Raw genomic sequence first — 16,042 nt, forward strand, 5'->3', positions numbered from 1 at the left:
ATGACAGATAGACGTCTTCCTCAGACCCCATGGCAGACTGTTGGTCCATTTTTTCACTATGCACTTCCATGGGAAGGGGGTGAAACCCTTATCGGAAGCAACCCTGCTGGCGAAAAAATTCTAATTCGCGGTCAAGTTCTGGATGGGGAAGGAAACCCTATTCCCGATGCACTGATTGAGATCTGGCAAGCAAACAGTGCCGGACGGTATGCTCATCCAGATGACACTCAGACGGGTAAGGTAGCGGATGCACGTTTCGTTGGGTTTGGCCGGTGCCCTACGGATGCTGATGGCATGTTTTCATTTTATACAATCCGACCAGGAGCAGTTCCTGGGCCTGGCAATAGCCAGCAGGCACCGCATATCGCCATCGGTGTATTCGGGCGCGGCTTGCTCCGGCGACTTGTCACGCGATTGTATTTTCCGGAATCAGAGTTGAATGCAAATGACCCAATTCTGGCATATGTGGAACCTGAACGTGTAGAAACACTGATTGCCGTTAGGGAGGCAGACCGAACAGATATTGCATCTTATAAGTTTGACATCCGGCTTCAGGGTGACCGTGAAACTGTGTTTTTCAATGTCTGATGCATTCTATTCTCCTGAAGAATCAGGAAGTGATCTGTTATTGAGAGGCATGTTTTCAACACCTCCTGTTTGTGCCTCTCTAAACGATCAGGCACAATTAAAGGCTATGGTCGCTTTTGAGGTGGCGCTTGCTCAAGCTGAGGCAACATTAGGTCTTATCCCAGAAGAAGCGGCTCAGGGCATTGCTGCTCATGCGCAGGTTGAAAACCTTGATATTCCAGCTCTAGCACAAGAGGCAAGGGCAGCAGGCAATGTAGCAATTCCTTTTGTTAAACGGCTAACTGCGCTGATTGCAGAGCAGGACACAGAAGCTGCGCGCTATGTGCATTGGGGTGCCACCAGTCAAGATGTTCTGGATACAGCAACAGTTTTACAATTAAGGAATGCAGTTTCCTATATCCGTCAGGATTGTATAGAATTGGAGCATTGTCTGGCTGGCCTTGTCATCAAGTATCAGGATACCATCCTGCCTGGGCGAACATGGCTACAACATGCTGTTCCAACCACATTTGGCCTGAAAGCCGCAGGCTGGCTTACTGCTGCCTCAGACGCAAGATACGGGCTTGAGGGAGCTTTGCAAAAAGCCTGTATGTTACAGTTTGGTGGCGCAGCAGGAACGTTGGCATCCTTGCAAAATAGGGGTCTAGGCGTAGCCGAATGTCTTGCACGCAGCCTTGATCTAACACTCCCGCCGTTACCCTGGCATACATTACGTGGCCCTCTTGTTGAATGCGGCAGTGCTCTTGGACTACTCTGTGGCGTAATGGGAAAACTGGCACGCGACCTCTCCCTTATGATGCAAACAGAAGTAGCAGAACTTTCACCCCCAGGAGGAAAAGCTCAGGGCGGCTCATCCACAATGCCTCATAAAAAAAATCCTGTAGATTGTGCTATAGCACTTTCTATAGCCACTCAGGCGCCCGGGCTAGTCTCTACATTATTCAGTTGCATGGTGCAGGAGCATGAACGAGGACTAGGCGGATGGCATGCTGAGTGGCAGACATTACCAGCCTTACTGCGCCTGACGGCAGCATCTGTTGAACGAATGAAGCATACAGTAACGTGCATGCAGGTTTTACCTGCGGTAATGGGGCACAATTTGGAAAAAACCCACGGTCTGACTATGGCAGAATCCGTAAGCATGGCACTGGCAGTTCAACTGGGAAAAGAAAAAGCTCACCATATTCTGCAAGAGTTGAGCCATCAAGCAACTGATAACGACCAGCCTCTTTTTGATTTTTTGATGAAAGATAGCCGTATAACAACGGTTCTTTCATATGAAAAAATAAGTAGCCTGATGAACCCGTCTCATTATTTGGGAAGTAGTCAAGTTTTTTGTGAACGCGCTTTGGAAGCTTGGCGTAAAAGGAATAATGCGGAATGTTTATAAGCTTGCGTGATCTGAATGTACACGTTCGGATTGATGGCCCCCCGGGAGCCCCGGTTTTGCTGCTTCTGCATTCACTAGGTACATCGTCAGATATATGGGATGGCATGATAAGCCAGCTCTCTAGCGCTTTTCGCGTTATCAGACCGGATATGAGAGGTCATGGGTTAAGCGATGTTTCCAAAGGACCGTATTCTATTGATCAGCTGGCAAATGATGCTTTTTCTATTTTAAAGGCATTATCAGTTCAGAAGGCATATATTGGGGGTGTTTCCATTGGAGGGCTAATCGCCCAGAAAATGGCTCTTCTGGAACCAGAGCGCGTTCTAAGGCTTTTCCTTATTGATACCGCATCTGTTTTTCCTTCGTCGGCCTCTTGGCTGGAGCGAGCCCATGATGTCCGGCTGCACGGTCTGAAACGAATGGCAGATGATGTTCTGAACCGTTGGATTACTACGCCAGGTCTCAAAACACCAGAAGCCAAAGGTTTACGGCAGATCTTTCTCCGTACAGATCCTGAAGGTTATGCCAGTGCTTGCGAGGCTTTGTCCTCTTGTGATCTTACGCAAGAGCTTCATGGTATTACGGTGCCAACTCTGGTTATTGTTGGTGAACAGGATACGGCAACTCCTGTTTCCGTAGCCCGTAAATTACGTGAATCCCTACCAGATGGACAACTCAAGATCGTGCCACAGGCGTCCCATATCCCAACTATGGAACAGCCAAAAGCGATTACGACGGCCATGCTCTCTTTCCTTACGGGTAGCGATCATAACAATATCCCACCTGATCTGTATGCCAGAGGAATGGATGTTCGGCGTGCCGTTCTTGGGAATTCCCACGTAGATAGATCAACTGCAGCGATCACACCATTTGATCAGGATTTTCAGACGTTCATCACTCGGACAGCATGGGGACAGGTTTGGTCTAGGGCGCAGTTTGACCGCAGAACGCGATCTATTGTGACTTTGGCGCTTCTGGCAGGACTAGGGTGTGAAGAAGAATTTGCGCTACATGTGCATGCAAGCCGAAACACAGGGTGCTCTGATGAAGATATCGCTGAATTGCTCTTACATGTTGCGGTTTATGCAGGCATACCTAAAGCAAATAGTGCTATTCGCTGTGCAAAGAACATTTTAAAAGAACATCACAAAAAAGAATGATAAAGGCTGAGCGCTATTATTACTTGATATTTTAGGCCTCCTTGCGAGGCCTTTTTTATATAGATCACACATATAGGCGTGCAAAGATTTGTATCATTAAATTTATAAATTCATAATTATATTCTACTTTTTAATGAAACTTTCTGCACTTTGATTATTGCTCTCGTGGTTATTCCCAAACATCATGAAGCCTCGATCACATGATCGAGAGACGTATTTTGATGCTTGCCTGAACAGGCGTAAGAGTGCTCACTAGTATTCGCAAAACGCCCATAAGTTCGCTTAGCGCACAATAAAAATGGAATGTAAAAAAGCGCAAGGGAGAAAGAGGATGATTAACAAAGAAGTCCGAAATATAGCGGATGCGCTTGAAGGTGTATCCAATGGGGCCGTGGTTATGGTGGGCGGATTCGGATCAGTTGGACAACCTGACGCGCTTATCGAAGGTCTTATTGAACAAGGCGCACGAGACCTCACCGTAATCGCCAATAATGCCGGATCTGGCAGAGTTGGGTTGGCCAAGTTGATGGAGGCTGGTCGGATAAGAAAAATCATATGTTCTTTTCCACGGTCTGCCGGATCTGTGGTTTTTGAAGAACTGTTCCGGGCGGGAAAGCTGGAACTTGAGATTGTGCCGCAGGGTACGTTAGCTGAGCGCATTCGGGCAGCAGGAGCCGGTATCCCGGCATTTTATACTCCTACCACGGTGGGCACTATTCTTGCGAAAGGCAAGGAGAGCCGCAGTTTTGATGGAAAAACCTACGTTATGGAGCATGCGCTGCATGCTGATATTGCTCTAATAGAAGCGTGGCGAACTGACCGCCTGGGAAACTGTATCTATCGTGAAAGCGGACGAAATTTTAATGCTGTGATGGCCATGGGAGCGAGAAAAACAATTGTGCAAAGTTGTGGAATGGTAGAATTGGGAAACCTTGATCCAGAAGCGATCGTGACGCCGGGCATATTCGTGGACCGGATTGTGGTGGTACCTGACACAGCCAATTCAGATGTGGCTTTGGAAGGAGCAGTATAGTCATGACAGACTTTAAGCCACTTTCCCGTAAAGAGCTTGCGGCCCGCATTGCACAGGACATTCCTGAAGGATGGTATGTCAATCTTGGCATTGGCATACCTACGTTAATTGCAGATGTAATTCCGGCAGAAAAAGAAATTATTCTGCATAGTGAAAATGGTGTTCTTGGCTTCGGGCCAGCTCCTGCGTCAGATAAGATAGATCCATGGCTGATCAATGCTGGGAAGCAGCATGTCACGTTAAGGCCTGGGGGCAGTTTTTTCCACCACGCCGACAGCTTTGCAATGATCCGTGGCGGCCATCTTGATTTATGTGTGTTGGGTGCATTTGAAGTCTCTTCTTCTGGTGATCTCGCCAACTGGGCAACTTCAGAACGCGATAATGCTCCAGCGGTCGGCGGGGCAATGGATTTGGTAGCGGGAACCCGGCGTGTTTGGGTTGCAACGGAGCACACTACCCGGGAAGGTTTACCCAAACTGGTTAAAGCCTGTTCTTATCCTTTAACCGCACCAGGTGTTGTGAGCCGCATTTACACGAACCTTGCCATCATCGAAGTTATGAATGGCAATTTTACTGTAAAAGAAATGATTCCAGGCATTACAAAGGAGATTTTGCAGGAATATACCGGTGCAAAACTCCTGTTTGAGGAAGTTGAATATGTCTGAGGCCTATATCTGTGACTTTACTCGTACTCCAATAGGCCGTTATGCAGGTGCATTGCGGGATGTTCGGACGGATGATCTGGCTGCGCATCCACTCCGCGTTCTGCGGGAGCGGAATATAGAAGTTGATTGGGATATGCTGGATGATTGCGTTATGGGCTGCGCCAATCAAGCAGGAGAAGATAACCGCAATATTGCCCGTATGGCTCTTTTGCTAGCCGGGTACCCGGTTGGTTCTGCTGGAACAACCATCAATCGCTTGTGTGGTTCCGGGTTGGACGCAATAGGACAGGCGGCACGAGCGCTCCGATGTGGAGATGCGGATCTGATACTGGCAGGCGGCGCAGAAAGTATGTCACGTGCTCCCTTTGTTATGGGAAAGGCGACGGAAGCATTCTCTCGTGACGCCGCCGTTTATGACACGACAATAGGCTGGCGTTTCATAAATCCCCATATGCAACAAGAGTGGGGTTGTGATTCCATGCCTGAAACAGGAGAGAACGTTGCTGAACGTTATGGTATTTCCCGTCAGGATCAGGATACGTTCGCATATTTATCTCAACAGAAAACTGAGCGAGCCCGCCAAGAAGGATATTTTGCGCGGGAAATTTCTCCCATAACAATTAAGAAACGGAAAACTGAAGAAACTGTTCACGAAGATGAGCATCCACGTCCAGAAACCACTCTGGAAGGACTGAGTAAACTGAGAACGCCTTTTCGTAAAATGGGGGGAACAGTCACAGCGGGAAACGCTTCAGGCGTTAATGACGGGGCAGCGGCTCTTCTGATGGCGAGCGAAGACGGAATAAAGCGTCATGGCTTGACCCCGCGTGCAAGAGTCATTGCCATGGCAGCGACTGGAGTAGAGCCATCAGTCATGGGAATAGGGCCGGTCCCCGCTGTTCAGAAGCTTTTGCACAAAACAGGATTTTCCCTTGAGGATATGGACCTGATTGAGTTGAATGAGGCATTTGCAAGTCAATCGCTTGCTGTGCTGCGCCAATTGGGACTTCCGGATGATTGCGAGAGAGTTAACCCGCATGGAGGCGCAATTGCGCTCGGGCATCCTTTAGGCATGTCTGGCGCACGGCTGACGTTAACTGCCGTAAATGGATTGGAAAAGAAAGGCGGACGTCGCGCACTTGTAACTATGTGCATTGGTGTAGGCCAAGGAATTGCCGCCATTATTGAGCGTGTATAAGCTAGTTAAATACAACTGGACTTAGAGTTCTTTCGTAAAAAGCGTTCACTTCCATAAAAACAAAAAAAACCGGATCAAGATCAGACAGAAGATCTTATGGTCCCAGTGGAGGCTGGCATGTCTGGCTTTGTTCGTTACGAAAATCAGGTGAATCCGCCCACAACAGAAAACAGCTTTTTAGAAGAACAAGCTGTTCTTCATTCCGAAGCAGGAAAGGCAGCTGGCTGGACTGTGATGCGGGCGGTAATCATTGCACTGTGTTTTGGTGTCAATATGGTCGATGGCGTTGATGTTCTCATGTTGTCCTATGTTGCGCCCACCTTGTCCCAAGGTCTGGGGCTTAACGCGGAAGAGTTAGGAATTGTGTTTAGCGCTGGCCTTGGAGGCATGGCCTTTGGTGGACTGGTTATAGCGCCTCTATCCGATAAAACTGGCAGAAGGCCACTGATTATTCTGTCAGTTTTGTTAATGGCAATCAGTATGCTGGCCAGCGGTTATGCTACAACCATGGCCCAGCTTGTTGTTTTACGTGTGATTGTAGGTGCAGGGATTGGCGCGGCACTTGCCGGGATTGCCACCTTGGCAGCGGAATATGCACCTCCCAAACATCATGATTTTGCAGTAGCCATCCTTCAAGGCGGCTACCCTATAGCTGCAACCATTACAGGGTTTATTGTGGCGCCCCTGATCCATGTTTGGAGTTGGAATGCACTGTTGATTGCGGCGGGTATATTCTCGGCTTCAGCACTGCCTCCTCTGTTTTTCTTTCTTCCTGAATCAATGGCTTTTCTGGTTCAAAAGCAACCACCAAACGCGTTACGGCGTATTCAGGCCATAGAACGGCGCCTCAAACTCCCCATTACCCAAGAACTACCTCTACCTGCGCCGTTAGAGAACAAAAATATGGGTGTAAAAGGTCTGTTCCGTGAAGGGCGTGCAATGCGAACAGTACTGTTGTGGACCTCCATTATTTCTGGCTTCATGACATTGTACTTCATTATCAGTTGGATACCAAAACTTGCAGTAGAGGCCGGATTAGATATCTCTGACAGTATTTATGCTGGTGCCCTTTATAATATTGGTGCTTTTGTCGGCTGCGCAACCATAGGCCTTATTGCCATAAGGCTCACGCTTCATCGCACTATTATTCTTTATTTGCTGCTTGCGTCTGTTGCCCTTACGGTTTTTGGCATAATGCCCATGCCTTTGTTTGGAACGCTCTTTGTGGCGTTTATAATTGGGGTCTTTCTACAGGGAGGCTTTAACGGCCATTATCCTTTAGCAGCGAGCTTATACCCTACAAAAGTAAGAGCAACAGGTATGGGATGGGCTATGGGAGTGGGGCGCATTGGTGCTGTAATCGGTCCTTACATGGGCGGTCTTCTTCTGCAAAACCATGTCCGAATTTCATACATTTTTATTATATATAGTGTGCCTCTTCTTATCTGCGCCGCGTGTGTCTACGCCATGTTCATTATTCAAAAATCTGCTGAAGGAACTGTATCATGAGTTGGCTTTGTGGTCTTGTTGGTGAAGGTATTTCTAGTTCACGTAGTCCTGCAATGCATGAACGTGAAGCGAAGAATATGGGTATTCCGTTAGTTTACCGTATTATAGACACCCATCAATGGAAAGGCAGCGTACAGAATCTTCCGGATATTTTCCACTGGCTGGAACGTTTTGGCTTTAACGGTGTGAATGTTACTCACCCTTATAAGCAGGCAATTATACCGCTTCTGGATGAATTATCGGACGCAGCTTCTGCTATTGGTGCTGTTAATACGGTCATTTTTAAAAATGGAAAACTCTCTGGTCATAATACTGATTGGTCTGGCTATGCAGCCAACTTTAAACAGACACTTCCCAACGCGTCCCTGGCTTCTATAGGACAGATTGGGGCAGGAGGAGCGGCGGCGGCAGTTGCGTATGCCCTTCTTTCCCTAGGGGCTGTGGAATTAAAAATTTTTGATGTAGATAAAAAGAAAGCTCATGATCTTGCCGAAAGGCTGCAAAATCTTTTTCCTTCAGCAGTTGTAAATGTGGCTCAATCTGCAAAAGATGCAATTAACGGGGCATCTGGAGTAGTGCAAACCTCTCCCATCGGCATGGACTCCCACCCGGGGACACCATTCCCGTCTAGTCTGTTAACAGAAAAGCAATGGTTTTCAGAAGTGATCTATTTTCCACGAGAAACCAAACTTCTTGGAGAGGCACGCAGCAAGGGATGCCCCACCGTCAGCGGCATTGGTATGGCCGTCTTTCAAGCGGCGGATGCATTTGAACTGTTTACAGGCTTAACGCCTGCCCGTGAACGGATGCTAAGGGAATTCGATTAAATGGATCGGGAACTATCACTTGCCCATCTAACGGTAATTTCTTTACCACCTCCCGAAATAATACGGGTAGCTGCACGCACGGGCTATCAGAGCGTAGGGTTGCGGTTGATCAGAGTAACCCCTGAAAGTCCCGGATATTCATTGATGGACAATGGCTTAATGCGTCGTGAGACACTTCTGGCCATGAAAGAAACACAAATAAAAGTTCATGATATTGAGTTTGTTAAAATAACCCCTGAACTGGATATCTCATCTTTAAAAGAATTTTGTGCTGTCGGAGCAGAGCTTGGGGCTTCTCGTATTATTGCCGCGCCTTATGATCCCGATCTGGCTGGTCTTGCAGATAAATTTGCGGCTTTATGTGATCTAGCAGCCGATTATAATCTTGGGGTAGTGCTTGAATTCTTTCCCTGGACAAATGTGCCTACCTTAAAAGACGCGCTGGAGATCAGACGTCGCGCTGGAGAGCCAAAAAATGGAGGTGTTCTTGTTGATTCCCTTCATTTCTTCCGGTCTAAAAGTAATTTTTCTGATCTCGAGCATTTGAACGCAGATACTTTACCATTTCTGCATTTATGTGATGGTCCTTTGCGTGGCAAAAAAGACATGGGAGGGCGTCTTTTTGAGGCAAGAGCGGAGCGGTTGCCGCCCGGCAAAGGAGAACTGCCTTTGGCGGAACTGATTAAAAGAATGCCCTCTAATATTCCGATATCATTAGAGGTACCTATGGAGCACATGGCCGCAGAAAAAGGTCCTGAAGCCGTTGCGCAGTATGCGCATGAGTGTGCAGTTCATCTTTTAAAAAGCATGGAGCCATCCCTATGCTGAAACCATTTTGCGACAGTATTCCAGCAGTGATTGTCCCTGTTACTGACAGGAATGTTGATGATGGCCTGAAATCGGTTCAAGCTCTAGCTCGAAACCCCAGGGTTAATATTGTTGAATTACGTCTCGATTATTTAGATGGTCATAAAAATAACGACATTCTTCTGAATTTTTGTGAGTTATCCGCAGATCATTTAGATGGAAAACCATTTATAGCGACATTTCGTACCAAGGAAGAAGGAGGAGAAAGCGACATTTCCTCCGAGCAATATATTTCTTTATGTCAGGCAATTTGCGCGAGTGGAAAAGCAACCTTTGTAGATATTGAGTATAATCGTGGCGATGAAACTGTAGAGAAAATTTTGAAATATGCTCGTTTAAATCCTATCAAGACGATCCTTTCCATGCATGATTTCATAAAAACAGACTCTCGTGAAAAATTGATTGCTCACCTTGAAGCGATGAAGAAATTTGATCCAGATATTATTAAATTAGCTGTTATGCCTAACTCTGCGGACGATGTACTCAGTTTACTTTCTGCAACGCATGCGATGCATCAAGAATATCCGGATACGCCTTTGATTACTATGTCTATGGGTAAAATGGGGGCACTTTCGCGTATGGCAGGAGGCCTTTTTGGTTCAGTTGCAACATTTGGGACCGCCGGAAGACGCTCTGCTCCGGGCCAGATAGAGCTTGGTGCCCTGTGTGAGGTTCTCGAAATTGTACACGAAGCTTCAATGAGTGATTAATTTTATAGAGGATGCAAGCCATGCTGGATTCAATTGCGACTGTTTCTCTGGGTGGAACACTAAGAGAAAAACTTGAAGCTATCTCGGCTGCAGGCTTTCGTGCTGCTGAAATTTTTGAGAATGATTTTGTCTCCTCTGATTTATCAGCGCATGATTTACGTCTTCTAATGGATGATCTTGGCCTTCAAAATATTGCTTATCAGCCATTTCGTGATTTTGAGGGGTTGAAAGGGCATGCACGCAAAAGAGTTTTCGATCGTGCTGAACGCAAATTTGATCTTATGCAAGAAATGGGCACAGATCTTTTGCTTGTTTGCTCCAGCACTATGAAAGATGCCGAAGGAGATGAGGGGCGCATCATTGATGACTTTAGAGAACTAGGAGAACGTGCTGCATCGAGAGGCCTGCGCATAGGTTATGAAGGATTAGCATGGGGACGCTATATTAATGATCACAGAGATGTGGCTGCTATTGTGAGTGCTGTCGATCTACCATCTGTTGGTATTATTCTGGACAGTTTTCATTCTTTGTCTCGTCATATTCCTATTTCTTCCATAATGGATATTGATCCTGCCAAGATCTTTCTGGCCCAGATTGCTGATGCTCCTTTAATGAATATGGATATCCTTCAGTGGAGCCGCCATTTCCGCTGCATGCCACTTCAAGGTGGACTGCCCGTGACAGAGTGGGTCGCAGCGTTAATAAAGATTGGTTACAGCGGGCCTTTATCTTTAGAAATTTTCAATGATCGGTTTCGTTCTGGTTTTTCCAAAACCGTTGCAATTGATGGAAAACGCTCTCTTGTGACAGTCCGGGATGATGCGCACTATCTTGTGGGGGAGGAAACTCACCTACCTGATCGTTCTGATCCTGCCATCAAATTTATAGAGTTTTCTGTTCCACCTGGAAAAGGGGAAGAATTAGGAAAAATATTGGATATGATTGGGTTTGAACACATTGGGAATCATAAGATACGTGATGTCGCTCTTTGGCGATCACAAGACGATATTTTTATTATTATAAACAGAGAATCTTATTCCTTTTCTGGCAGTTTCAGTCTGATACATGGAGATGCTTTGTGTGCAATAGGGCTATACATAAAGGATCGTAAGGCAGCACTTGAACGGGCTCATCATTTAGGTATGGCAGTTGCTGAAAATTTATCAGACAGTTTGTCTGGTCGCTCAATCAACGCGATACGGAGTGTTGGTGGGAGTCTTGTTTATTTTCTTGATGAGGACGTTTACACGGAATTATGGGAAAAAGAGTTTGAGATTACACAAAAAATTAAACCAGAAATAAAAGGATCAATAACCTCTTTTGATCATGTAGCATCTATTGTTGGTTATGATGAGTTTCTTTCTTGGGTTTTGTATTGGACGTCTCTTTTTGACCTTGAAGTCTGCCAGGAAGTGGACCTGATTGATCCCGGCGGGGTCGTACAGAGTCAAGCTTTGGAAAGTAAAAATAAGAATTTTCGTCTAACACTCAATGGCTCTTTAGGAGCAAGAACCCTAGCTTCCCGTTTTGAGAAGAAATTTCTTGGAGCAGGTTATCAGCATATTGCTCTGGGCACGGACGATATTTTTGCGTTTTCAAAACGTATGCGCAAGACTGGCCTTCCTATTCTAGAAATAAATAAAAATTATTATGATGACATTCAGGCTAGATTTGGTTTGACAGACGCATTCATTATAGAATTGTCCGACGGTAATATTCTTTATGACCGAGATTCTGATGGTGGAGAGTTTTTCCAAATATTTTCGCGCGCGATTGATCGGATGTTCTTTTTTGAGATTGTTCAACGTGTGGGAGAATATAAAGGATATGGTGCGGCCAATACCCAAGTTCGTTTGACGGCTCAACGTCGGGCAGGAGAGAAACAGTATTCAGAACATATCTGATCTGTTTCTAATCTCCCATGTTTTCTATATTCAGAATGTTGTTGTCATGTTGAGCCCTGTTACAACACTATTACGAGCAGAGCGGCCGGTATCCGGATCACGATTGACACCGCCAACATTCAGGAAATACTGGAAATCTGGCTGAAGAATAAGATACGGAGTAACCGCCGCTTGGTAGGTCAGTTCAATATGGTGTTCCGGCCTTAGCTGATACGGTACACTCGTACCCAGCCGCACCGCGTCATGTGCATTCCGATTGGCTTCACGTCCGTAGATACTGGCTCCCCAGGCGATGCCAATTGTATCATCGGGGCGTCCGGGGAGAAGTTCATCAAAAGTAAAGCCGCTTTGTAATTCAAAGTAGAAACGGTTTCGGTCACCATTACTGACTGTCGTTCTTACGAAAAGATTAATTGTCTTTCCAGATTCTTTTTCTTTACGCCAGATCATCTGGTCAATCAGGGCATAGGCCATCCAGTTGCCGCGATGATAACGTGGCACCCCTGTGCTGTTTGAACTCGCCAACAGGTTGCCCTGGTTATCATATCTTTGATCGGGGAAACGACCGGTATCATATAATCCGCCAACTTTCCACGTTCCTGGTAGGGCTGGAGCATCCTTTCCGCCTAATCGTTTGGCCATATCTAGCCAGAGCTGGGCTTCACCCATGAAAAGCGTTCCTCCACTTGTTGAGAACAATGTTCCTGTGGGGTCACGCACGGTTGGGCTAACGTTGCTGTAGAAGGGGCCGCGTGTGGGATTATCGTCAGTAATTGCGCCCATTAACACCACTGGATAGGCAGGGGTCCATTTGACACGCGCACCCACCGCAGAAAAAGGCCACGATGGGCCACCTGAATACAGATTGTTTGAGGTGGAAAGAGGCCAGCCAAAACTGGCATTCATAAAAAAAGACGCATTTTGGCTAACCAGGAATTCTGTATCAAGGTCAATGGAGCCGACCCGGATGTCCAGATGGTTATGAAATAAGCTTTGCCCATACCAGAGCTCGAAAAGACGGGTGGAACGTCCCACATCATAGCCGCTAACGGCATTCAACGCACCGAGACGTTCGTTGGTAAGGGACCGACCACGAATTTGTAAGGCGCTTACGTTCAGGAGGCCGCCCTGCCAACCGAACGCCTGTTGGGTATTCAATGCAACAGCAACGGCTGTCATGCCATCATATGTTGGACCAGGATGTAGCCCTCCCGAAACAAGACCCCATAATTCCTCAACATCTTGAATGGTCACTCTTACGCCTTGCCGCGTGAGCCAATCTCTTGCACCGCCTGCATTGCCGAGTAATTCGGTGCTTGAATCCTCGGGAGGCTGAACAAAACCGGGAGCGGGGACGGGAAGGGGAACCCCAGATGGCAGAATATCAGTTGTTAGAGGCACACTGGCGGCACAGGCCCCATGTTCTCTACTGAGACAAGCGCCCACAGTAAGAATAAGAATGGCGCAACGGGTGGCCCGGATAGAAGATGCCCCCACGTTTTTAGAATCTCCTCCTGACACACATAGACACAACTATCATGTCATTGAGAAGAATGGCAGGGGAAAGGCCCAAGCCGACCACAGAATGGGCTGCTTTACCTTATTCCGGACCAGCCTTTCACTCTTGAGGAGGCGTCGTTCTGGTAAGTGCTTGCTCCGCATGCTCTTGGTATATGCATGAGAGCAAAGCTTTTGAGCGCATCAAAGGCGAACGACTACACTCTTTAACTATCCCCGCACACTTCGAACTGGTTGAATGCAAAGGCTGTGCAGCGGCCTTAAAAATCAGCCGTTACAGCCAGACGAGCTGAAATTGGCTCCAAAGGATGCCCCGTTGCGCCTGTTTGTACGGCAGCCGTGGGGGTCAACCGATAGTCGTACGCATATTGTGCCGCATAGGCCCGGGTATTGAAAACGTTGAACACGCTGGCTTCCAGTTTTATTTTTTTATTGAAACGATAACCAAGATTCATGTTGACTTCCTGATATCCGCTGGAGCGTAAGCTATTGTCCTCTATCAGGGGATATCCACCCAGCCACCTGACCTGGAGACCGCCATACCAAGGCCCACGATCGACCATAACACCAAAAGACCATACAAAGTTTGGGGCATTGGTAACATATGCTCCATCAATACCGTAACTGGAAAGGTTGTGACCCCGGTAGCGGGCTTTGGCGAATGAGAGATCGGTATTGAATTCAAGCCAGGTAAATGGATTGTACTGTGCCGAGAATTCCACCCCTTGGCGGCGGCTGGCTGGGCCGGGAGAGGTAACGCCCGCATCACCATCATAACTGAGTTCAGAGTCAAAATCGATAATGAATGCTGCTGCCTGAAGATGCAGGTGAGAAAATGGCGTGGTCCGAACCCCAACTTCTCCACTGACAGCAGATGTCATGAGCGGAACTTTAACAGAGCCTTTTGTAAATTCATCAGACGTATAGGAGCCCGACACGGAGCGAAAATCATTGGAGTGAAATCCACGTCCTCCGCTTAGGTATAATTCTGTTTTTTTCCATGGCCCAAAAACAAGACTGCCTTTGGGCTGAAACAGCCACTGATGCTTTTGTGTCAGGCTATTATCGACAAGATTTTCATCCGTTCCCCCCTGATAGTCTTCACGCAGACCAACGATCATTCTCAGCCAGGGTAGCCAGTGCGTTGTATTTTGCACAAACAGACCGACTGAAGCCAGATTAATATTATCGGCATTGCACGTATAGGGAATTGTTGCCTCAAGGCTGGAAGGACAGTTTGCTAATGTCACGCGCTGCCGCGTATGGCGACGGTCGACATACAGAATATCATACCGCCCCTGTACGCCAATCCGTGTTTCCGTGCGGACCAGGCCGACATGATCCTGCCGGGTATAGACACTGCTGCCCCCTACAGTTGTGCGGGTTTCATCCTGTTGCTGCTGATCTCCGTTAACAGGATCATCCAGATAATGAGTGAAATTGTTCCACAAGGTCAGACGGTCATGGACAGCAAAAGCACTTGTCACCCATTTCCAGTTATCCCGGGCCAGATGGTAATGGCCAGAGAGGCTATAGCGCTCAGAAAACCCTCCATCGGTTGGGTCAAGAGACCCATAGCGGCCGATTAGTCCTTCATGGTAGGCATCCAGAGGTTGATCATTTGTTGCGCGCCACTGGCCGCGATAGAACATGCCTGTCAGATCAAAACCATTTTTGGCGCTTCCATACGTATAACGTGAAAGTGCACGGATGCTGCGGGCGTTATCCGGATATTTCCACGGACCATCCGAGTGGGAAATGTTAAACGCATTCACCCAACGGCTCGTATTGGAAAAATGGGTTGTGCTGCCGATATAAGCCCGATAGTCGCCCAGAGTGCCTGCGCTCAGGCTGATCTGGCGTGGAATATCATCAGCCAGCTTCATATGGTCCGATCCGGCAACACCAAAATCACCAATATCTGCATGAAAGGGGCCTTTTGTATAATCGACCCCCGCAAGCACTTCCGGGATCAGAAAGTTGAGATCTGTGTAGCCCTGACCATGGGCATTGCTGACGCCGTTGACCGGCATATCATCAATAAATGAGGCAAGGTCTGTTCCGTGGTCCAAATTGAAACCACGCAACAGGAACTGATTGGCTTTTCCCTCGCCAGAGTGGGATGTCACTACCAGCCCCGGCACAGCTTCCAGAATTTGACCAACACGATAGACGGGGCGAAGCTGGATTTCGCGTGCAGTCAAAGAGCCTTCGCTCGCGGTGCCAGCACGGCCCAGCAAATCGCGCCGGGATGCTGTTACCTGAATTGTTTCTGGCGCTCCTTCCTTGACAGAAACATTCTGCGCGCCTTGTGCGGCAGGCGAGTTTTTTGCCTTACCCGTTACGCTCGGCGTTGAGGACTTGAGAGAAGAGCGGGAATGTTTTGTTTTTTGCGTGGTGGGTACTGCCAGTGGGGAGCCTGCGGCCATTGTGGGGAGGGAACAAAACGTGAAGCCAGTAGAAAGCATGGCCGTGACAAAAAAATGCCGCTTGTAACGTATAATATGGCCTGCTGGCGCAGAAAAAAAAGAGAGTTGGAGGCGAGCGGTCATGGTGATCCTGCAGTGCGACAGAGGCACAACGGTCTTCTAAATGTGCGTCTGTGTACTGCCCGACTGCGGGAAACTATAAACAAGTTTAAGCAGCGAGGCAGGGGGAGCGCAGAAGAACGCG

At 47.6% G+C, this 16,042-nt stretch carries 13 protein-coding genes; 11 read left to right on the forward strand and 2 right to left on the reverse strand.

Going from position 1 to position 16,042, the window contains the following annotated elements; all coding sequences use genetic code 11:
* The 11 genes from pcaG (at nucleotide 1) to QWU00_RS15650 (ending at nucleotide 11,851) form a co-directional block, all read left to right on the forward strand.
* Entirely contained in the window at nucleotides 1–588 is a 588-nt protein-coding gene (gene pcaG / locus QWU00_RS15600; protein ID WP_150395664.1) for a protocatechuate 3,4-dioxygenase subunit alpha, read from the forward strand.
* On the forward strand, nucleotides 581–1,978 hold the full coding sequence (gene pcaB, locus QWU00_RS15605) for a 3-carboxy-cis,cis-muconate cycloisomerase (RefSeq protein WP_052051425.1): 1,398 nt from the start codon (nucleotides 581–583) through the stop codon (nucleotides 1,976–1,978). The genes pcaG and pcaB overlap by 8 nt, the downstream gene beginning before the upstream one ends.
* Nucleotides 1,969–3,138 (forward strand): bifunctional 3-oxoadipate enol-lactonase/4-carboxymuconolactone decarboxylase PcaDC, encoded by a 1,170-nt coding sequence (gene pcaDC / locus QWU00_RS15610; RefSeq protein WP_035381176.1) that lies wholly within the window; start codon nucleotides 1,969–1,971, stop codon nucleotides 3,136–3,138. The genes pcaB and pcaDC overlap by 10 nt, the downstream gene beginning before the upstream one ends.
* 331 nt (nucleotides 3,139–3,469) lie before the next feature.
* On the forward strand, nucleotides 3,470–4,171 hold the full coding sequence (locus tag QWU00_RS15615) for a 3-oxoacid CoA-transferase subunit A (RefSeq protein WP_035381175.1): 702 nt from the start codon (nucleotides 3,470–3,472) through the stop codon (nucleotides 4,169–4,171).
* Nucleotides 4,172–4,173: 2 nt separating this feature from the next.
* Nucleotides 4,174–4,836: a 3-oxoacid CoA-transferase subunit B gene (locus QWU00_RS15620; RefSeq protein ID WP_035381174.1), complete on the forward strand. Its 663-nt coding sequence runs from the start codon at nucleotides 4,174–4,176 to the stop codon at nucleotides 4,834–4,836.
* The gene (gene pcaF, locus QWU00_RS15625) at nucleotides 4,829–6,034 is read left to right on the forward strand and encodes a 3-oxoadipyl-CoA thiolase (protein ID WP_035381172.1); all 1,206 of its coding nucleotides are present in this window, start codon (nucleotides 4,829–4,831) and stop codon (nucleotides 6,032–6,034) included. The genes QWU00_RS15620 and pcaF overlap by 8 nt, the downstream gene beginning before the upstream one ends.
* 117 nt (nucleotides 6,035–6,151) lie before the next feature.
* A complete protein-coding gene (locus QWU00_RS15630) occupies nucleotides 6,152–7,543 on the forward strand; it encodes an MFS transporter (protein ID WP_166443799.1) in 1,392 nt (463 codons plus the stop codon).
* On the forward strand, nucleotides 7,540–8,370 hold the full coding sequence (locus tag QWU00_RS15635; protein ID WP_035381170.1) for a shikimate dehydrogenase: 831 nt from the start codon (nucleotides 7,540–7,542) through the stop codon (nucleotides 8,368–8,370). The genes QWU00_RS15630 and QWU00_RS15635 overlap by 4 nt, the downstream gene beginning before the upstream one ends.
* Nucleotides 8,371–9,198 (forward strand): sugar phosphate isomerase/epimerase family protein, encoded by an 828-nt coding sequence (locus tag QWU00_RS15640; protein ID WP_035381168.1) that lies wholly within the window; start codon nucleotides 8,371–8,373, stop codon nucleotides 9,196–9,198.
* Nucleotides 9,192–9,947, forward strand: coding sequence for a type I 3-dehydroquinate dehydratase (gene aroD / locus QWU00_RS15645; RefSeq protein ID WP_035381166.1), 756 nt, complete (start codon nucleotides 9,192–9,194; stop codon nucleotides 9,945–9,947). The genes QWU00_RS15640 and aroD overlap by 7 nt, the downstream gene beginning before the upstream one ends.
* A gap of 20 nt (nucleotides 9,948–9,967) precedes the next feature.
* Nucleotides 9,968–11,851, forward strand: a complete 1,884-nt coding sequence (locus QWU00_RS15650) for a bifunctional sugar phosphate isomerase/epimerase/4-hydroxyphenylpyruvate dioxygenase family protein (protein WP_035381164.1) — start codon at nucleotides 9,968–9,970, stop codon at nucleotides 11,849–11,851.
* 30 nt (nucleotides 11,852–11,881) lie between these two features.
* Here QWU00_RS15650 and QWU00_RS15655 read toward each other — a convergent pair whose 3' ends face one another.
* Together QWU00_RS15655 and QWU00_RS15660 are read right to left on the reverse strand one after the other, a co-directional pair.
* Nucleotides 11,882–13,105 (reverse strand): carbohydrate porin, encoded by a 1,224-nt coding sequence (locus tag QWU00_RS15655; protein WP_231551809.1) that lies wholly within the window; start codon nucleotides 13,103–13,105, stop codon nucleotides 11,882–11,884.
* Between the two features lie 524 nt (nucleotides 13,106–13,629).
* Nucleotides 13,630–15,921 (reverse strand): TonB-dependent receptor, encoded by a 2,292-nt coding sequence (locus QWU00_RS15660; protein ID WP_231551808.1) that lies wholly within the window; start codon nucleotides 15,919–15,921, stop codon nucleotides 13,630–13,632.
* Nucleotides 15,922–16,042: the final 121 nt, after the last annotated feature.

It is taken from the genome of Acetobacter tropicalis, from assembly GCF_030644465.1.
Lineage (GTDB): Bacteria > Pseudomonadota > Alphaproteobacteria > Acetobacterales > Acetobacteraceae > Acetobacter > Acetobacter tropicalis.